At 48.8% G+C, this 15,244-nt stretch carries 11 protein-coding genes; 8 read left to right on the forward strand and 3 right to left on the reverse strand.

Annotated features, from left to right (window positions below):
- Window positions 1–40 precede the first annotated feature (40 nt).
- The 7 genes from CHI14_RS06540 (at window position 41) to CHI14_RS06570 (ending at window position 9,782) form a co-directional block, all read left to right on the forward strand.
- Window positions 41–1,330: a Gfo/Idh/MocA family oxidoreductase gene (locus CHI14_RS06540; RefSeq protein WP_095287580.1), complete on the forward strand. Its 1,290-nt coding sequence runs from the start codon at window positions 41–43 to the stop codon at window positions 1,328–1,330.
- 131 nt (window positions 1,331–1,461) lie between these two features.
- Window positions 1,462–3,279, forward strand: coding sequence for a cache domain-containing sensor histidine kinase (locus tag CHI14_RS06545; protein ID WP_095287581.1), 1,818 nt, complete (start codon window positions 1,462–1,464; stop codon window positions 3,277–3,279).
- Window positions 3,257–4,858, forward strand: coding sequence for a response regulator (locus CHI14_RS06550; protein ID WP_095287582.1), 1,602 nt, complete (start codon window positions 3,257–3,259; stop codon window positions 4,856–4,858). Before CHI14_RS06545 ends, CHI14_RS06550 begins: the two co-directional genes overlap by 23 nt.
- Window positions 4,859–4,984: 126 nt before the next feature.
- Entirely contained in the window at window positions 4,985–5,899 is a 915-nt protein-coding gene (locus tag CHI14_RS06555) for a carbohydrate ABC transporter permease (protein ID WP_095287583.1), read from the forward strand.
- Window positions 5,900–5,904: 5 nt separating this feature from the next.
- Complete coding sequence (locus CHI14_RS06560; RefSeq protein WP_095287782.1) at window positions 5,905–6,744, forward strand: carbohydrate ABC transporter permease; 840 nt, start codon at window positions 5,905–5,907, stop codon at window positions 6,742–6,744.
- A gap of 42 nt (window positions 6,745–6,786) precedes the next feature.
- Window positions 6,787–8,103: an ABC transporter substrate-binding protein gene (locus CHI14_RS06565; RefSeq protein WP_095287584.1), complete on the forward strand. Its 1,317-nt coding sequence runs from the start codon at window positions 6,787–6,789 to the stop codon at window positions 8,101–8,103.
- Between the two features lie 32 nt (window positions 8,104–8,135).
- Complete coding sequence (locus CHI14_RS06570; protein ID WP_095287585.1) at window positions 8,136–9,782, forward strand: MGH1-like glycoside hydrolase domain-containing protein; 1,647 nt, start codon at window positions 8,136–8,138, stop codon at window positions 9,780–9,782.
- 126 nt (window positions 9,783–9,908) lie between these two features.
- On the opposite strand, the gene CHI14_RS06575 is transcribed toward CHI14_RS06570, so the two are convergent.
- Window positions 9,909–10,253: a hypothetical protein gene (locus CHI14_RS06575; RefSeq protein ID WP_095287586.1), complete on the reverse strand. Its 345-nt coding sequence runs from the start codon at window positions 10,251–10,253 to the stop codon at window positions 9,909–9,911.
- Between the two features lie 121 nt (window positions 10,254–10,374).
- On the opposite strand from CHI14_RS06575, the gene CHI14_RS06580 reads away from it, so the two are divergent.
- A complete protein-coding gene (locus CHI14_RS06580) occupies window positions 10,375–10,782 on the forward strand; it encodes a hypothetical protein (protein WP_095287587.1) in 408 nt (135 codons plus the stop codon).
- Between the two features lie 184 nt (window positions 10,783–10,966).
- Here the strand turns inward: CHI14_RS06580 and CHI14_RS06585 are convergent, their stop codons facing one another.
- Window positions 10,967–14,140 (reverse strand): bifunctional cytochrome P450/NADPH--P450 reductase, encoded by a 3,174-nt coding sequence (locus tag CHI14_RS06585; RefSeq protein WP_095287588.1) that lies wholly within the window; start codon window positions 14,138–14,140, stop codon window positions 10,967–10,969.
- Window positions 14,141–14,503: 363 nt separating this feature from the next.
- On the reverse strand, window positions 14,504–15,061 hold the full coding sequence (locus tag CHI14_RS06590) for a glutathione peroxidase (RefSeq protein ID WP_095287589.1): 558 nt from the start codon (window positions 15,059–15,061) through the stop codon (window positions 14,504–14,506).
- Window positions 15,062–15,244 lie beyond the last annotated feature (183 nt).

Here is a 15,244-nt window from a genome sequence, read left to right on the forward strand (position 1 = left end):
CCTTGTTATAGGCTAGAGCTATATTCAAGGAGGCGATGATATGAGTAGCAAAAAACGCTATGTATTGGTCGGGACCGGTGGCCGTGCAGAATTTTTTTATGGAGCATTAGCGCAAAACTTCCGTGAACAATCCGAGCTTGCAGCTTTTTGTGATATTAATCAAACACGGATGAATTATGCGAATCAACTGCTGCGAGAACGATATCAATACAATGAGGTTCCTACCTATACAGCAGACCAGTTTGACCAGATGATTGAGAACGAGAAACCCGATGCCGTCATTGTGACCAGCGTTGACCGTACGCATCACAAGTACATTATTCGGGCGATGGAGCTTGGATGTGACGTCGTGACCGAGAAGCCCATGACCATCGATGAGCACAAATGCCAGGATATCCTCGATGCTGCCAAACGGACCGGGCGAAATATCCGGGTTACCTTCAACTACCGATATGCTCCCCATCATACCAAGATTCGTGAGCTGATCATGAACGATACCATCGGTAAAGTAACCTCCGTTCATTTCGAATGGCTGCTCAATACCCGTCACGGTGCAGACTACTTCCGTCGCTGGCACCGCGACAAACGTAACAGCGGAGGCTTACTCGTCCATAAATCCACCCATCATTTTGATCTCGTCAATTTCTGGATTGGCTCCCAGCCCGAAACGGTCTTTGCCTTCGGCGATCTCATGTATTATGGACGGGAAAATGCAGAAGAACGAGGCGTTACCCAATTTTATAACCGCGCCACCGGCAACCCGCTCGCGAAAGAAGATCCTTTTGCCCTCCATCTGGATTCGGATGCTCACCTCAAAGCGATGTATCTGGATGCGGAGCCCGAGGACGGCTACCAGCGAGATCAGAGCGTATTCGGAGATGGCATTAACATTGAGGATACGATGGGCGTACTCGTCCAGTATCAGAACAAAGCCATTTTGACGTATTCCCTTGTCGCCTACCAGCCGTGGGAAGGATACCGTATAGCCATTAACGGCACCAAAGGCCGGATCGAGATGTCCATCGTTGAACAGTCCTATGTCAATTCACTCGGTGACAAAAGTCTCGAAGGTGCCCTGATTGGCAAAACGCTGCGTGTGCTGCCCATGTTCGATGCTCCATATGAAGTGCATGTCGAAGAGCAAAAAGGCGGCCATGGCGGAGGCGATCCGGTTCTGCTCAATGATCTGTTTGGCGAGCCTGCGGAAGATCCGTATGCACGTGCTGCCAACCATATTGATGGAGCAAGATCGATCCTGACCGGCATTGCAGCCAACCGTGCCATTTCAACCGGGATGCCGGTCCACATCAAGAGCCTGGTTCAGTTTTAATTTGGTAGAAGTTGATCCTACAACGGTTATGATTCAAGGCTGCGTATTTACGCGGCTTTTTTCCATTTGCAATCTCTTCTGAAGAACCAAAAGGGAACATTGAATGATCACCAAGTTGAAGGAGGAAATGGATGTTCTTTTCATTAAAAAGCCGATTAATTGCCTTAATTCTTGTCCTGTTCGTCCTCTCGTTCGGTACACTCTCCTTCCTGTTGTTTGCGGAATCCCGGGCTGTGATCCGTTCTTATATCGAATCCTCTGCTCTCGAGAAAATGGAGGAATACGGCTCTTACATCGATATGGTACAAATGCAAATTTATGATGTAGCCTCTCTCGTCTTCAATAGCGATATGGCGAAAAATTGGGATAACGCCATGAGTGATCCACAGCTGTCCGAGGGTGAGAAAATGTTGGCTAATCTCGCCATGAGCCGCTTTCTAACGCAGGCCACGAACAGCTATACCAGCATTTCCGATGTGTCTATCTATCGACTAAACGGGCTTCGGATTGGCGGCGAAAATCAGGTCGTGGACGATCCTTCTTTTTTGCAAGAACCATGGTATACGAACTTCTTCACATCCGGAGACCGGTGGCTGGCTGCACATACCGACGTTCATGAACGGGTCAGGGACCATGGCAACCCGGTGGTCAGCCTGCTTATGCCTCTAGGTACCTTCCATCATGCTACGACGCGTAATGTTATGAAGGTCAATGTAAGCGAGTCTTATTTTCTCGAACCCCTCAGCCGGATTCATCTGGCCAACAACAGCACCATTTTTCTGCTCAATGAACAAGGTCGGCCCCTCCTCTCCCAACAAGCTCATGAGCTTGGGGCCGGAACTCTATCCGACATTGAACATATTCGAAACAGCACACCAAAATCAGGCGTTGAATACCTGGCCAATGATGTAGGCGGGCGAGATATGATGGTGTACAAAAAACTCGGGCGCACAGGCTGGATGCTGGTAGGTCTGGCACCGGAAAAAGAGATGTATTCCTCTCTGCACAAACTCCAAACGACAACATTCGTGGTGACGATTGCCATAATTCTGGTGACCCTGTGTGCTGCGGCCTGGTTGTCCTACGGCGTAACCAAGCCCTTAACCCGTCTGGTTCTGGCAATGAGACAGGTACAGCGGGGTGCGTTTGATCAGGCCGAATCCCTGCTTCCCCCAGACCAGAATGTTAAGAGCGAGATTAGTTATGTGATATCTACATTTCGTTACATGATCATCCGGCTCAGACAGCATATCCAGAATGAATTTGAGCTGAAGCTGCTTCGACAGCAGGCGGAATATAAGGCTCTCCTCATGCAGATTAATCCACATTTTATGTTCAACACGCTGGAACTGGTCAGCAGTCTTGCGATGCAGCGCCGAACGGACGACACCGTGCAGGTCATCGAGGATCTCGGGAAAATGATGAGGTACTCCATGCATACGAATGATGATCGTGTGTCACTGGCCGAGGAACTTACGTACGTCCGCCACTACATCTCCATTCTTCAAACCCGCTTCGGACCCAAGCTCGATATTTCCACCCAAGAATCGGGCAGGCTGGATCACCTCGTTATAGTCAAGTTTATTCTGCAGCCGCTGATTGAGAATGCAGTCAAGTACAGTTTTAACTATCAAACGACTGCTCAGGTGTGTATTCGAATCTGCAGAAAGAATGAACACCTGCAGCTCCAGATTAAGGACAATGGTCCGGGGATGCCTCATGACATCATCTCCAGACTGCAGGATTCGGAGACCGCTACAGCACAACTCGAACCAATGCTTCGCAATTCAAGCTGGCATATCGGACTTGGCAATGTGGTTGCCCGGTGCCGGCTGCATTACGGTCCCCTCTTTGCCATTCATATTACGAACGGGGATACTCAGGGCACTTGTATTGAACTGGTTCTGCCCGTACAGGAGGAAAATCATGTACAACGTATTGATCGCTGATGATGAGATTGAAGTCCGTGAAGGCCTGAAGCTGAAAGCCGACTGGGGTGGAATGGGTTTTGCCATCTCAGGTGAGGCCGCAGACGGTGTGGAAGCCGCTGGGCTGCTCCAATCGGGACACTATGACCTGCTCCTGACAGATATGAATATGCCGGTCATGGATGGAGTGCAGCTGCTGGACATCTGTAGAACCCACAATCCATCCATCGAAATCATTATCATCACGGGATATGAGGATTTCCAATATGCCAGGGCCGGTGTACGAAATCATGCCATGGACTACTTATTGAAGCCGGTAACCCGGGGAGAACTGAAAGCAGCCTTGACCAGAATCAAGGAGGAGTTGGATAAGAAACGCAAGGCTCGGGATGAATCCGAAAGGATACAATGGCGTCTGTCCCAATACTATCAACAGATGAAAACACACTTTATTCTGGATCTCGTCAAGGGTAACAAGCTCCCTCCTTCTTCAATGCCTGAACGAATCCGATTATTTCATCTCGAAGAATGGCAGCATTCCGAGGTCTGCTTCCTGACTGCAGGTTTGCGGGAAACAATCCATACTCCTGCTTCCGAAATCCGGATTCCGGAGGACTTGCACCTCCCATTCCAAATGGTCTGTCATGAGATTGCTGAATCTTATACGGGAACTGCACTTGTATTTCAGGACACAGCCCATCATGGAATCATGCATTTCATGATATTGGACGGAATGCAGCATGAATTCGCGGAAAGGCTGCGCATACAGATCATGTCCTATCTGACAATGGAAGTGCAGATTGGAATTGGGTTGACGGTAGCTGGACTCGATCGCTGGAAAGAAGGGTACGTCCACTCCCTGCTGGCATGGAACCTGGCCGGACGTCAGTCTGAACAAGCTGAGACAATAGAGGTAACCGATCACAGTCCACTGATTCCCGAGGAGATCAACCGCGCCATGCATCGATGTCTTATTCGAGGGGACCTGGATTCCTTTCGCAGCATGATCCGAAATGAGCTGGACGATGCCTTTCGCAGATCCTCTTCCCATTTAATCCGCTGTCTATTGCAAATTTCACTGCTAATGGAGTCAGCCGCCATGGACTACATGCAACATGCTCATGGCACACCATCTCGCTGGATCACTCCTGAATGGGTACTGTGGCTGGAGACTCCCGAACAAGCAGAACGGCTGCTGATGCAGTGGGCACAGGATTTTGTAAACGGGCAGCAGCCATCTGAGACCGCAGAAGCAACCATGATTGAATCAGCGAAATGTTATATCGAAGAAAACTACATGCAGGAAATTACGCTCACCTCCATCGCGGAGCAATTTAACTATCACCCTTCCTATTTCTCTGAAATGTTCAAGGAAGGTGCAGGCATCTCATTTATTCAATATTTGACAGAAACCCGGATGAAACACGCAACACGCTTATTGAAGGAAACTCAATTGAGTGTATGGGATATCACTGAGCTTACAGGCTTCTCTTCCCCGAGCTATTTCAGCGCTCGCTTCAAAAAGATGCATCACATGAGTCCTTCCGAATACCGGGTGCTTCAATCCGAAAAAATCACTAGTCAGAATCCGAAGAAATGAGATTCCGGCCGCATTGGCTCCCAGGTAAGATGAGGTTATCAGAACGTTCACCGCTTAACATGTAAGCGGATTCAGTGATTGGAATTGTGAATGTTCTACCACTCTTAGCCTGAAGGGAGGCAAATCATGAAAAAAATGTCCACGCCCTTATACGGCCAGCAAAATAAAACAGCCTACTTGTTCCTATTGCCTTGGCTGATCGGACTATTCTGTCTAACGCTGGGGCCAATGGCTGCATCACTTTACTTATCCATGACCAAATTCAATCTGTTATCACCGCCCACGTGGACGGGGCTCAGCAACTATGTGCAAATCTTCAGTGAAGACGATACATTTCGCAGATCGCTGGGACTTACCTTCTTTTATGTATTCTTGTCCGTCCCGCTCCGCCTCGCCTTTGCGCTGATGGTAGCGATGGCGCTAAACAAAGGCATTCGCGGTCTCGGTATTTATCGAACTGTGTATTACATCCCTTCCCTTCTGGGAGGAAGTGTTGCCATCGCCATTGTATGGCGCCAAATCTTTGATGGTAACGGGCTCGTTAATCAATTTCTGAACTGGTTCGGCATAGCGGGACCTTCCTGGATTGCACATCCCGACTATGTCATTTATACCATCGTGACCTTATCCGTATGGCAATTTGGTTCGGCGATGGTGATCTTCCTCGCTGGCCTGAAGCAGATTCCGGCCGACCTTTACGAAGCGTCGGATGTGGACGGTGCGAGCAAGCTGCGTCAATTTTTCCGTATCACGCTGCCCATGCTGTCACCCGTCATTTTTTTCAACCTGATCATGAGCATGATCAATTCCTTCCAGGCCTTCACTCCGGCATATGTCATCGGAGATGGTCGCGGAGGACCACTCGATGCCACCATGTTCTACACCTTGTATCTGTATCTGAAAGGCTTCTCGTTTTTTGATATGGGTTACGCCTCAGCACTCGCCTGGATCATGTTGGTCATTATCGGTATATTCACTGCAATTGTCTTTCTCACATCCAGGTTCTGGGTATTCTATGGCGACAATCAGGAGGGGAGGTAATGCATATGCCGTTCAAACGAAAGCTGATTCAAACCGGAAGACATACGGTCATTATTCTCCTCGGTCTGCTGATGCTGTACCCGGTGTTATGGCTGATCTTCAGTTCGTTCAAACCTAACCAGCTAATCTTTACCAACAGCAGTCTGATTCCAACCAGCTTCACACTGGATCATTACGTGAATGGCTGGAAAGGATTACAGGGCGTTTCCTTCGGCCGATTCTTCGGCAATTCGGCACTCATCTCGGTCATGAGCGTCCTGGGGAATGTTATCTCCTGTTCGCTCGCTGCCTATGCTTTTTCCAGACTCCGATTCAAGTTAAAAACACTGTGGTTCAGCATCATGCTGGTCACGATTATGCTGCCTTACCATGTAACGCTTGTACCTCAATATATTCTGTATAACGAGCTGCAGTGGATCAATACGTATTTCCCGCTTATTTTGCCTAAATGGCTGGCACAGGACTCCTTCTTCATTCTGCTAATGGTGCAATTTATCCGCGGTATTCCGCGGGAGCTCGACGAGAGCGCAACGATTGACGGGTGCGGACAATCCCAGATTTTTTTCCGGATCGTGGTGCCTCTCCTTGTTCCTGCATTGATCACAACGGCAATCTTCACCTTTATCTGGAGCTGGGATGATTTCTTCAGCCAGATGATTTACCTAAGCAAGATCGATCTGTTCACCGTACAGCTGGGCATACGTTCCCTGTTTGATCCATCAGGACAATCCGATTGGGGAGCATTGCTTGCCATGTCCACGTTATCCCTGCTGCCTGTAACGATCATCTTTCTGGTATTTCAGCGCTATTTTCTCGAAGGCATTGCTACTACCGGTCTGAAGTAAGTTCTATTTTCGCAATCACCATATTCGTTAGGAGGATGAACGATGTTTAAGCGACTCATGATTGGGATGGCCGCCTCACTCCTGCTATTTGCAACAGCCTGCTCGGGTACGGATCATACGGGTGCTGGCGGTAATACGGATCAAGGTAACGAATCAAACGGCCTGGTCGAATTGCGCATGATGTGGTGGGGTGATCAGAAACGGGCAGATATTACAAACGAAGCTCTTCAAGTCTTTCAGGAAAAACATCCGGACATCAAAATTGTAGGTGAATTCGCCCCTTCCTCCGGATATTTTGACAAATTGAATACACAGCTGGCATCAGGCACAGCACCCGATGTATTCTTCCTGGGTGGCAATGTGGTCGATTATGCCAAAAAGGATGTCTTGCTCAACCTCGATCCATATGTCGGAAATGAACTGAACCTGGACGGCATGGATACCACCATGGTGGAGTACGGTCGTCTTGACGGGAAGCTTCAGCATATTTCAGCCGGCGCCAATGCACGGGGAATTGTAATCAACAAGGCGTTGTTCGAAAAAGCAGGCATCCCTCTGCCTGAGACGGACTGGACCTGGGTAGATTATGCCTCAATCAGCAAAGAGCTCTCTGACAAGCTCGGCGATGGCATATTTGGAACGTATAACTTTACGGTGGACGGGATGGATATCTACCTGAAACAGCGTGGCAAACAGCTGTATGACATGACCAACGGTACATTGGGTTTTGCACAGGAGGACATTCTCGAATGGTTCCAATACTGGGAAAAGGCATCGGCCGACGGTGGTGTAGTCACACCTGAATTGCAGGTCTCCAATCCGCATGATGACACGAGCAAATCGCTGCTGATTACAGGCAAAGCGGCCATGACCCTGCTTCCGTCCAACCAGCTCGCTGCATTCCAGAGCCTGACGGAGGATCCGCTCATTCTGCATCCGGTTCCGCGCGGGCCCAAAGGTACAGGTGTGGTATTTGAATCCAGTCAGGGATTGTCAGGCTATGCGAATACCAAACATCCCAAAGAGGTTGCCATGCTAATGGACTTCTGGATCAATGATCCGGATGCGGCCCGAATTCTTGGCAATGACCGCGGCGTCCCGGTTACGGAAACCAATCGAAATCTTCTTCAGGAAGAAGCCGGAGCCGTTGAAGAACTTGTTTATGACTATACCAATTTTGTATCTGAAGCCACCAAAACGGAGCCTTTTGACGTAAGTTATAACCCTCCTGGTTTTGCGGAATTCTCCAAGCTCGCTCAGACGACAACCCAGGAAATTGGATTTGGACGCAAAAGTGTCGAGGAGGCGGTATCAAGCTTCTACAGCGGTACGCTCCGGATTTTTGAATCCAATCAATAACAATAACTACCACATCCCATTAGGAGGCGAACATGGCAGAAGCACTATTGAACCGGCTGCGCCAGATGTCCATTCCAAACCTTGTTCAGCCCAGTAAGCCGGAAGACGCAGATATCTTACAAGAGTGGCAGGAATCGGGAGTCCGTTTTGCGGCTTCGGGCGGAGGTCTGGAACAGGCTTATTATGCGGCAGTAGAGAAGCTGCTTGCCTGCATCGTTCCCATGAGCAGCGGAGATCCTGTTCTCCAGGAAGGAGGCATCTATCTCGGCTGCTGGCTGGAGAGCACGGGCACGATTAACGCAGAAATGCTCTCCCGCCTGCTTCCTTCCGTTTCCCGAGCAACCTATCTAAGCTTCGCAGCTCATCAGCGGGAGGATGGATTACTTCCTTACAAACTGACAGTGACTGGCCCCTCCTACCGCCAGATTCAATTGGTTACTCCGCTTGCACGAAGTGTATGGAATCACTATCAGCTTCATGGTAAGGACCGGAGTTTCCTGAGTACGATGTATACAGCCATGACACGTTATGACGAATGGATTGCGCAGCACCGGGATACCCGGGGAACCGGATGTGTAGAGGCTTTCAGTACATTTGACACCGGACATGATCTATCACCCAGATTCTGGCATGTGCCGGATACGCCTTACCAGAACGATCCCGGTGCATACCATACGGATTCTCCGATATTGCCGTTCCTGGCACCGGATTTAACCGCCAATATCTATTGCCAGCGTATGTATTTGTCCCGTATGGCAGAGGAGCTTGGCGAATCGGGTCTGGAATGGAAAGCAAAAGCTGAATTCAGTCTGGACCGACTCTTTCGTTACTGTTATGACGAAGAAGATCTGTTCTTTTATGATCGTGATCGCAATGACAAGCTTGTTCGAGTTCAATCGGATGTGCTGCTGCGCGTGATGGCCTGTGAGGTGGGTGACCAGCATTTGTTCGACCAGCTGCTTCAAAGATATCTGCTCAATACAAGCAAGTTTTTTGCCCGATATCCCTTTACGTCCTTAGCCATGGATGATCCCAGGTTTGACCCTTCATCCACCTATAACAGCTGGGGCGGACCGTCCAATTTCTTAAGCCTCATTCGGGCTCCCCATGCCTTTGAAAATCACCATCGCTATGTTGAATTGACATGGGTGCTGAATCCGATCCTGGCTGCGTTATCCAGAGCGAAGCGTTTTGCTCAAACCCTAAGTCCATGGACCGGTGAAGAAGGCTTCACGGAAACCTACTCCCCGGCTATCCTGTGTCTACTTGATTTTGTGGAACGGTTATGCGGCATTATGCCTGTCGGTTCAGACCAGTTGTGGTTTACCGGACTCCTTCCCCCGGCCATGGATCATGGCGAAGAAGTTGCCGGGAGTACAGCCTACAGCCGAACGGTTGACGGGCAACCTTTTGAACTGGTGAATACCTCAGATCAGATGGTGGTCTATCGAAAAGGCAGCATTCATATTCAGGCTCCGGCTGGAATCCGGCTGATTACCGATCGTGATGGAAGGCTGAAAAGTATCATTGGAATGAGCGTGCGAACGATTGAGGGCGAGCTAACTTATCAGGGGAAGTCCCTTCCGATTCGAATTAAAGGAAATGAGATGCAGTGCTTCACTGAGGATGGTATGCAAACCGTCCGGGATATTGGCATGATCTATCCAAGCTATCAATAGTAAAAAGGCGCAAGTGCAGAGAAGTCTCCATGCACCTGCGCCTTTACTATTCCAAAGTATATTCATTGCTGAGGAGAATGTGTCCATTTCTCCTGGTTTAATTATGTTATTGAGAAACAGAATCCCTCAAGCTTTTCGCTGCCATGATGGGTGGCGATAAAACTCAATCGTATCAATGAAATTTACGTTGTATTCGCGCTCTACTTCCGACAAGTCCAGCAGTTGGCGGTCAATCTCTTTTAATCCCATGACCACGTCATGCCGCAGCAGGTCCATTGCAATTTTGCCTACAAAACCGCCCTCGTTCTCCTTGTGTCGATTACGAAACTCTTCATTGTATATGAATTCCGGGGTAAAGGATGACTCAACAAACGCATTGACGAGTGTTAACTCTTTTCCTTCCAAGTTCACCGCAATATAGTAATTTCCGCGATCATCCTTGACTAAATCTTTACTCAGTTCCACGTTCATTGGAATCACTCCCTATATCTTAAATAATGGGCCAATATGATAAAACATGGGCAGGCAATTGCTCACCACCGGACCTGATCCACTCATATAATAGGTATAAACGGAGAACGGAGGATGACTTATGAAGTGGCATCATCTCCATACAGGCAAAACGCTGCAACAGCGTCTGGCGGAGCTGCAGGGACATCTGGCCGAGCTCAATACACCGCGGTCAGGACTTGAACCAGGCCGGATCAAACGGGTGTATTCCCGCCATTTTATCAAAGTGAATCGACAATTGTTTATTCCGCTCAGCCTGTTGTCCATCCGTGTGTTTGATACAAATCAGACACGCCGGGGTGTTCGAGTAGGCATTCGCACCGTGTTCCCATCCAAAAATGCATTTCGAAATATCCGGCTGGTTGGCGTGGGACTTGATTATCTGGAGCTGCAGGGAACCGGCAAATTCCCTTCCCGCATCCTGTTTCCCCTGAGCCAGATCGAATCCATCCATCGTCCAACAATCAAAAAGAAAAAGCAGACACGTTAATCCGCTCTGTGCCCTCTAATCCATACGGCCCATATCATTATAACGCAACCTGTATCGATTTGCCTGCTTGGCGCTCCACGCCAAAAACGGTGAGCACAGAATTTCTCTGTGTCTCACCGCGAAGTTCATCAATTGAAGATATCCATGTAATGAACACTATATCGACTCTACTTGGGTTATCTCATTATAACCCCGTCCACACATCCTTGGCATAACGCCCTTCCTGCTGTAAACGTTCGAGCCACTCATCCGCCTCATCTGCGGAATTGCCACTAATGTCGGTGTATACCTGCTTAAGTGTTGCCTCCACATCAGGGGCCATTTTGCTGCCGTCTCCGCAAATATACAGATGCCCGCCCTGTTCAAGCAGAGGAATCAGTTTTTCGGCGTCATCCCTCATCAGATGCTGAACATAACATTTGTCCTGTCCATCGACTCTGGAAAAGGCAGTGTGTAGCTGGACAAGTCCTTCTTGCTGTGCAGCTTCAAGCTCATTTTTATACAAATAATCATGCTCCGGATTGCGGCATCCAAAGTACAGATGGGCTTCGCCCACGTTCTGTCCTTGTTCCTTCAGGACCCGTCTTGCTTGCAGGAATCCACGGAATGGTGCCACTCCCGTTCCTGGACCCACCATGATAACCGGCACTTCTGCATCAGATGGCAATTCAAACCCGGATTCAGGCGTTCGAACGAACATAACCACCTCTTCACCCGGTTTCAAGTTTGCCAGATAATTGGACGCAATGCCTTTATACTCCCCTTGTCCGCTCCAAGCCGGAGCTCGAACCACACTGACCGTAATACTGGCCTGCTCTGGCTGTACCCGAGGCGAACTCGAGATGGAATAATATCTCGCTTTGAGTGAAGGCAGCAGTTCCAGGAAGCGTTCGAACGGCATTTCGCACGCCTCATACTTGACAAGATAATCCAGCATCGATACGCGCTTACCCCGCACTTCTTCCATATATACCGATTCGTCCAGAAGCGCTTCAAGCTCCTTCTTGTGCGGCGGGCATACGGTGTATGCTGCCAGCTCTCTCAGCTGGGCACGTGTTGCTGCCTCCTGCAATTCCACGCTGTGGCTGAGCAAGTCATACAGATTAACCGGTTGATGCAGAGGCAGGTGCGCAGCACTTCGACCGGATGCATCCAACACCAGGTGTTCCGTACCCGTAAAACCATAACGCTTGAGTACACGCTCCACGAGTTCCGGTGGATTTTGCGGGAGAACCCCCAGATGATCGCCTTCCTTGTAAGTCATGCCTTCAGGCAGCTGAATCTCCAGATGACGCGTGCTCCGGAGGCTGCCAGCATCATGAAGTTCCCGATTCTCCAATACGTGAGCCACATGGGCATCGTACGTATCTGCAAGCGGCGTAACCGCATGCCCGCTGACAAATTGCACGGACAACGAGCTGCGCTCACTGCCTGAACTGCTGTTCAGCTTCAGTCCCATCGCCTGTGCCAGATCAGGCCACAATTGTTCACTCCAGTCCTCAACCTGCTTCTCGAAATCTCCGCTAGCATCACTTTCGCCAAGTGGAGATAACCGGGTTGCCCCTTTGGCAGAGAGCTGTTCATCAATCAAACGCGGAATACGCTGATACGTGCTGGCCCAGTTATGATCTCCGCAGCCAAGAACAGCAAAACGCACGCCTTCAAAAGCCTTGGCATCTGCATGCTGAATCCATTCCACAAAATTCTTGGCATTGCTTGGCGGCTGACCGTTGTAGGATGCACTAACAATAATGACGGCACCTTCCTTCGGCAGGTTGCCTACCCGATTGTCCAATGCCTCTACTTCGCTACGAAAGCCCTGATATCGCGCAGTATCTGCAATCTCACGTGCAATGCCTTCGGCAGTACCCAGGTTGGAACCGTACAGGACAAGCATCGGAGTGTGATGAGCATTTGCCGTATCCAGCTCTTTTCGTTTGACAGCAGGAGCTGGCTCTTCCAACGCAACACCCGGTACAGCCATGACAGGTTGCCCACCACGGGCACGAACACGGATGTTGAAATGATCCGGCTTGAGCGTCAAGGTCTCTTTCACCTTCAACTGATAATCCGTATGATCAATAAAGTCAAAATGTTTCAAAACCATGCCCAGCACCAGCGTTGCCTCTTGAAGTGCAAACTGCTGCCCAATACATGCCCGCTGACCGTTACCAAAAGGCTTATATGCATCGTGCGGTACCTTGCTTGGATCCTCAAATCGCTCCGGACGGAACGCTTCCACATCGTCGCCCCAGGCATCGCGGTCACGATGCAGCTTGGGAATGAGCACACTGACGCTGTCCCCTTTTTTCAACGGATACTCTCCCGCGAGCACGGTATCTTCTTTGGCATAAAGGGAGAACGCCGGAGCTGTTGGCCACAGACGAAGTGCTTCGTTCAGTACCATACGAATATACTTTAGGTTCCGAACCTGATTGTACGTTGGTACCGGATCCTTCAGAATCTGGTCAGCCTCGGCTTGCGCCTTAGCCAGTTTATCCGGATTTTTCATCAAATAATAAATGGCAAAGGATAATAGTCCGCTTGTTGTCTCATGTCCTGCGATCAGGAACGTAATGATCTGGTAGCGGATATTTTCATCATCCAGTGTTTCTCCCGTCTCCGGGTCCTTACCGCTCAGCATATGGGATAACAGATCGTCTGCGCCCTCCTGAGGCTGCTCTTTGCGCTCGGCGATAATATGATCGACCAGCGCGAACATGGAGCGAATATCCTGCTCAAATTGTTTCTTTTTGCTAATCATCAGTTTGTCCTGAAGACGGAGACGCTGCAGTGAACTCATGGATTCATCCAGAGCGCGTACCATGCTTGTAATAAATGGATGGGGTTCTTCCCGATAAAAGCTGTTAAAACGATAATTGAATCCGCATAACCCGATCGTATCCAGCGTTAGACGTGTCATATCATCGGGTACATTCACCGTTTCATCGGGATTCAGCCGAGACCATTTTTGAACAAGCTGCACGGCCAGATCGATCATTTTATTATGATATCCCTGCATGGCACGCTGACTGAAGCTGGGCAGAAGCACATTATGCGCTTTTCTCCAGTTGGGCTCATCGGTCCAGCTTGTAAATAAGCCATCTCCAGCAAACGCACGAACTTTCGCTAGCGGTGCCCATACACGCTTATCGAATTTGGATTCATCCGTCACCTCGGCAACCAGCTTATGACCCGAAATGTACAGCTCGCTCCGTCCCGGGTATTCCATTCGAAAGATCGGTCCGTATTCCTCAGCAAGTTTAACCAGGGATTGCACCGGTTCATCAAAGTTTAATTGCGGCAAGTTACCCAGTGGACCAAAGGTTTTGGGCTGGGGTACTGACATTGGCGACATCTTCTTCACTCCTATTCCAATTCATATGGTCGACCTGATCATAAATAATGGCTCTGTTCACTTCAGCATTCGAATAAATAGGTATACCATTATTTTCTACAAGTACTCACATTTGATTCAATTCATGATAAAACATGATAGAACTAACTGACCGATTTGGTATATTGGTCATTTTAAAGTAAAAAAAATGAGGTGCTTCGTTATCTTACTTTTACCCTAACATTTCCAGTTCCAATCTTCAACAGTCTCAAAGTCATAGGACCATCGGGTCGCCCCTGCTCATCGGCCTAGGTGGCCCCTAGGCCTGAAACATATTCAGGCCCTTTCCCACTCTTGATTTTTTACGGCAGCTTCTCATGTAATCTAGCGCTGCTTCAGCAGCTCCCTGATTTTCGTTTCCATCATCGAAGGTTCAACTGTCGTTTCATAGCGGTCACTAACCTCGCCATCCGCACGGACCAAAAACTTGGTAAAATTCCACTTGATCCCGTCCCCATTATACAATGCAGGATGGTTTTCCCTTACAAATTGATCCATCCACCGACCTTCTTCCGTTTCGAGATCAAATCCCTGGAATGCTGCCTTTTCAATCAGATAACGAAACAGTGGGTGAATGGTTGTTCCGGTAACCTCAATTTTATCAAACATCGAAAAGGTCACATGAAAATGGCTTTTGCAATATTGGGTGATCTCTGCATTATTACCCGGTTCTTTATGATTGAATTGATCGCAGGGAAACGCCAAAATTTCCAGTCCTTGCTCGCCATACTTGTCATAGAGCTGCTGCAGCTCCGAAAATTGTCTGGAATAGCTGCACTTGCTGGCCGTGTTGACAATGAGTAGTACCTTTCCCTCAAACTTTGATAAATCAGTAATATGTCCATCCTTCGAAGAAACATGATAAGAATAAATATGATTCATTACATAGCGCCTCCCATAAGATGTAAACTAAATAAGCTCTTTATATAAATTATATCTGCGTCCATCTTATAGATGAAATATATAAAACATATCAACTTAATAGTTAACATCTATTATACATCGTGAAAGTATGCCAAAAAAACAACTATCCTGAGCAGAGAAAGGATCTACTCCATTGGACAG

Source organism: Paenibacillus sp. 7516 (genome assembly GCF_002272715.1).
Taxonomy (GTDB): domain Bacteria; phylum Bacillota; class Bacilli; order Paenibacillales; family Paenibacillaceae; genus Paenibacillus; species Paenibacillus illinoisensis_A.

What these genes read in the sequence shown, in the direction of transcription:
- CHI14_RS06540 (WP_095287580.1), top strand. Translation starts at nt 41, where the DNA reads ATGAGTAGCAAAAAACGCTATGTATTGGTCGGGACCGGTGGCCGTGCA.
- CHI14_RS06545 (WP_095287581.1), top strand. Translation starts at nt 1,462, where the DNA reads ATGTTCTTTTCATTAAAAAGCCGATTAATTGCCTTAATTCTTGTCCTG.
- CHI14_RS06550 (WP_095287582.1), top strand. Translation starts at nt 3,257, where the DNA reads ATGTACAACGTATTGATCGCTGATGATGAGATTGAAGTCCGTGAAGGC.
- CHI14_RS06555 (WP_095287583.1), top strand. Translation starts at nt 4,985, where the DNA reads ATGAAAAAAATGTCCACGCCCTTATACGGCCAGCAAAATAAAACAGCC.
- CHI14_RS06560 (WP_095287782.1), top strand. Translation starts at nt 5,905, where the DNA reads ATGCCGTTCAAACGAAAGCTGATTCAAACCGGAAGACATACGGTCATT.
- CHI14_RS06565 (WP_095287584.1), top strand. Translation starts at nt 6,787, where the DNA reads ATGTTTAAGCGACTCATGATTGGGATGGCCGCCTCACTCCTGCTATTT.
- CHI14_RS06570 (WP_095287585.1), top strand. Translation starts at nt 8,136, where the DNA reads ATGGCAGAAGCACTATTGAACCGGCTGCGCCAGATGTCCATTCCAAAC.
- CHI14_RS06575 (WP_095287586.1), bottom strand. Translation starts at nt 10,253, where the DNA reads ATGAACGTGGAACTGAGTAAAGATTTAGTCAAGGATGATCGCGGAAAT.
- CHI14_RS06580 (WP_095287587.1), top strand. Translation starts at nt 10,375, where the DNA reads ATGAAGTGGCATCATCTCCATACAGGCAAAACGCTGCAACAGCGTCTG.
- CHI14_RS06585 (WP_095287588.1), bottom strand. Translation starts at nt 14,140, where the DNA reads ATGTCGCCAATGTCAGTACCCCAGCCCAAAACCTTTGGTCCACTGGGT.
- CHI14_RS06590 (WP_095287589.1), bottom strand. Translation starts at nt 15,061, where the DNA reads ATGAATCATATTTATTCTTATCATGTTTCTTCGAAGGATGGACATATT.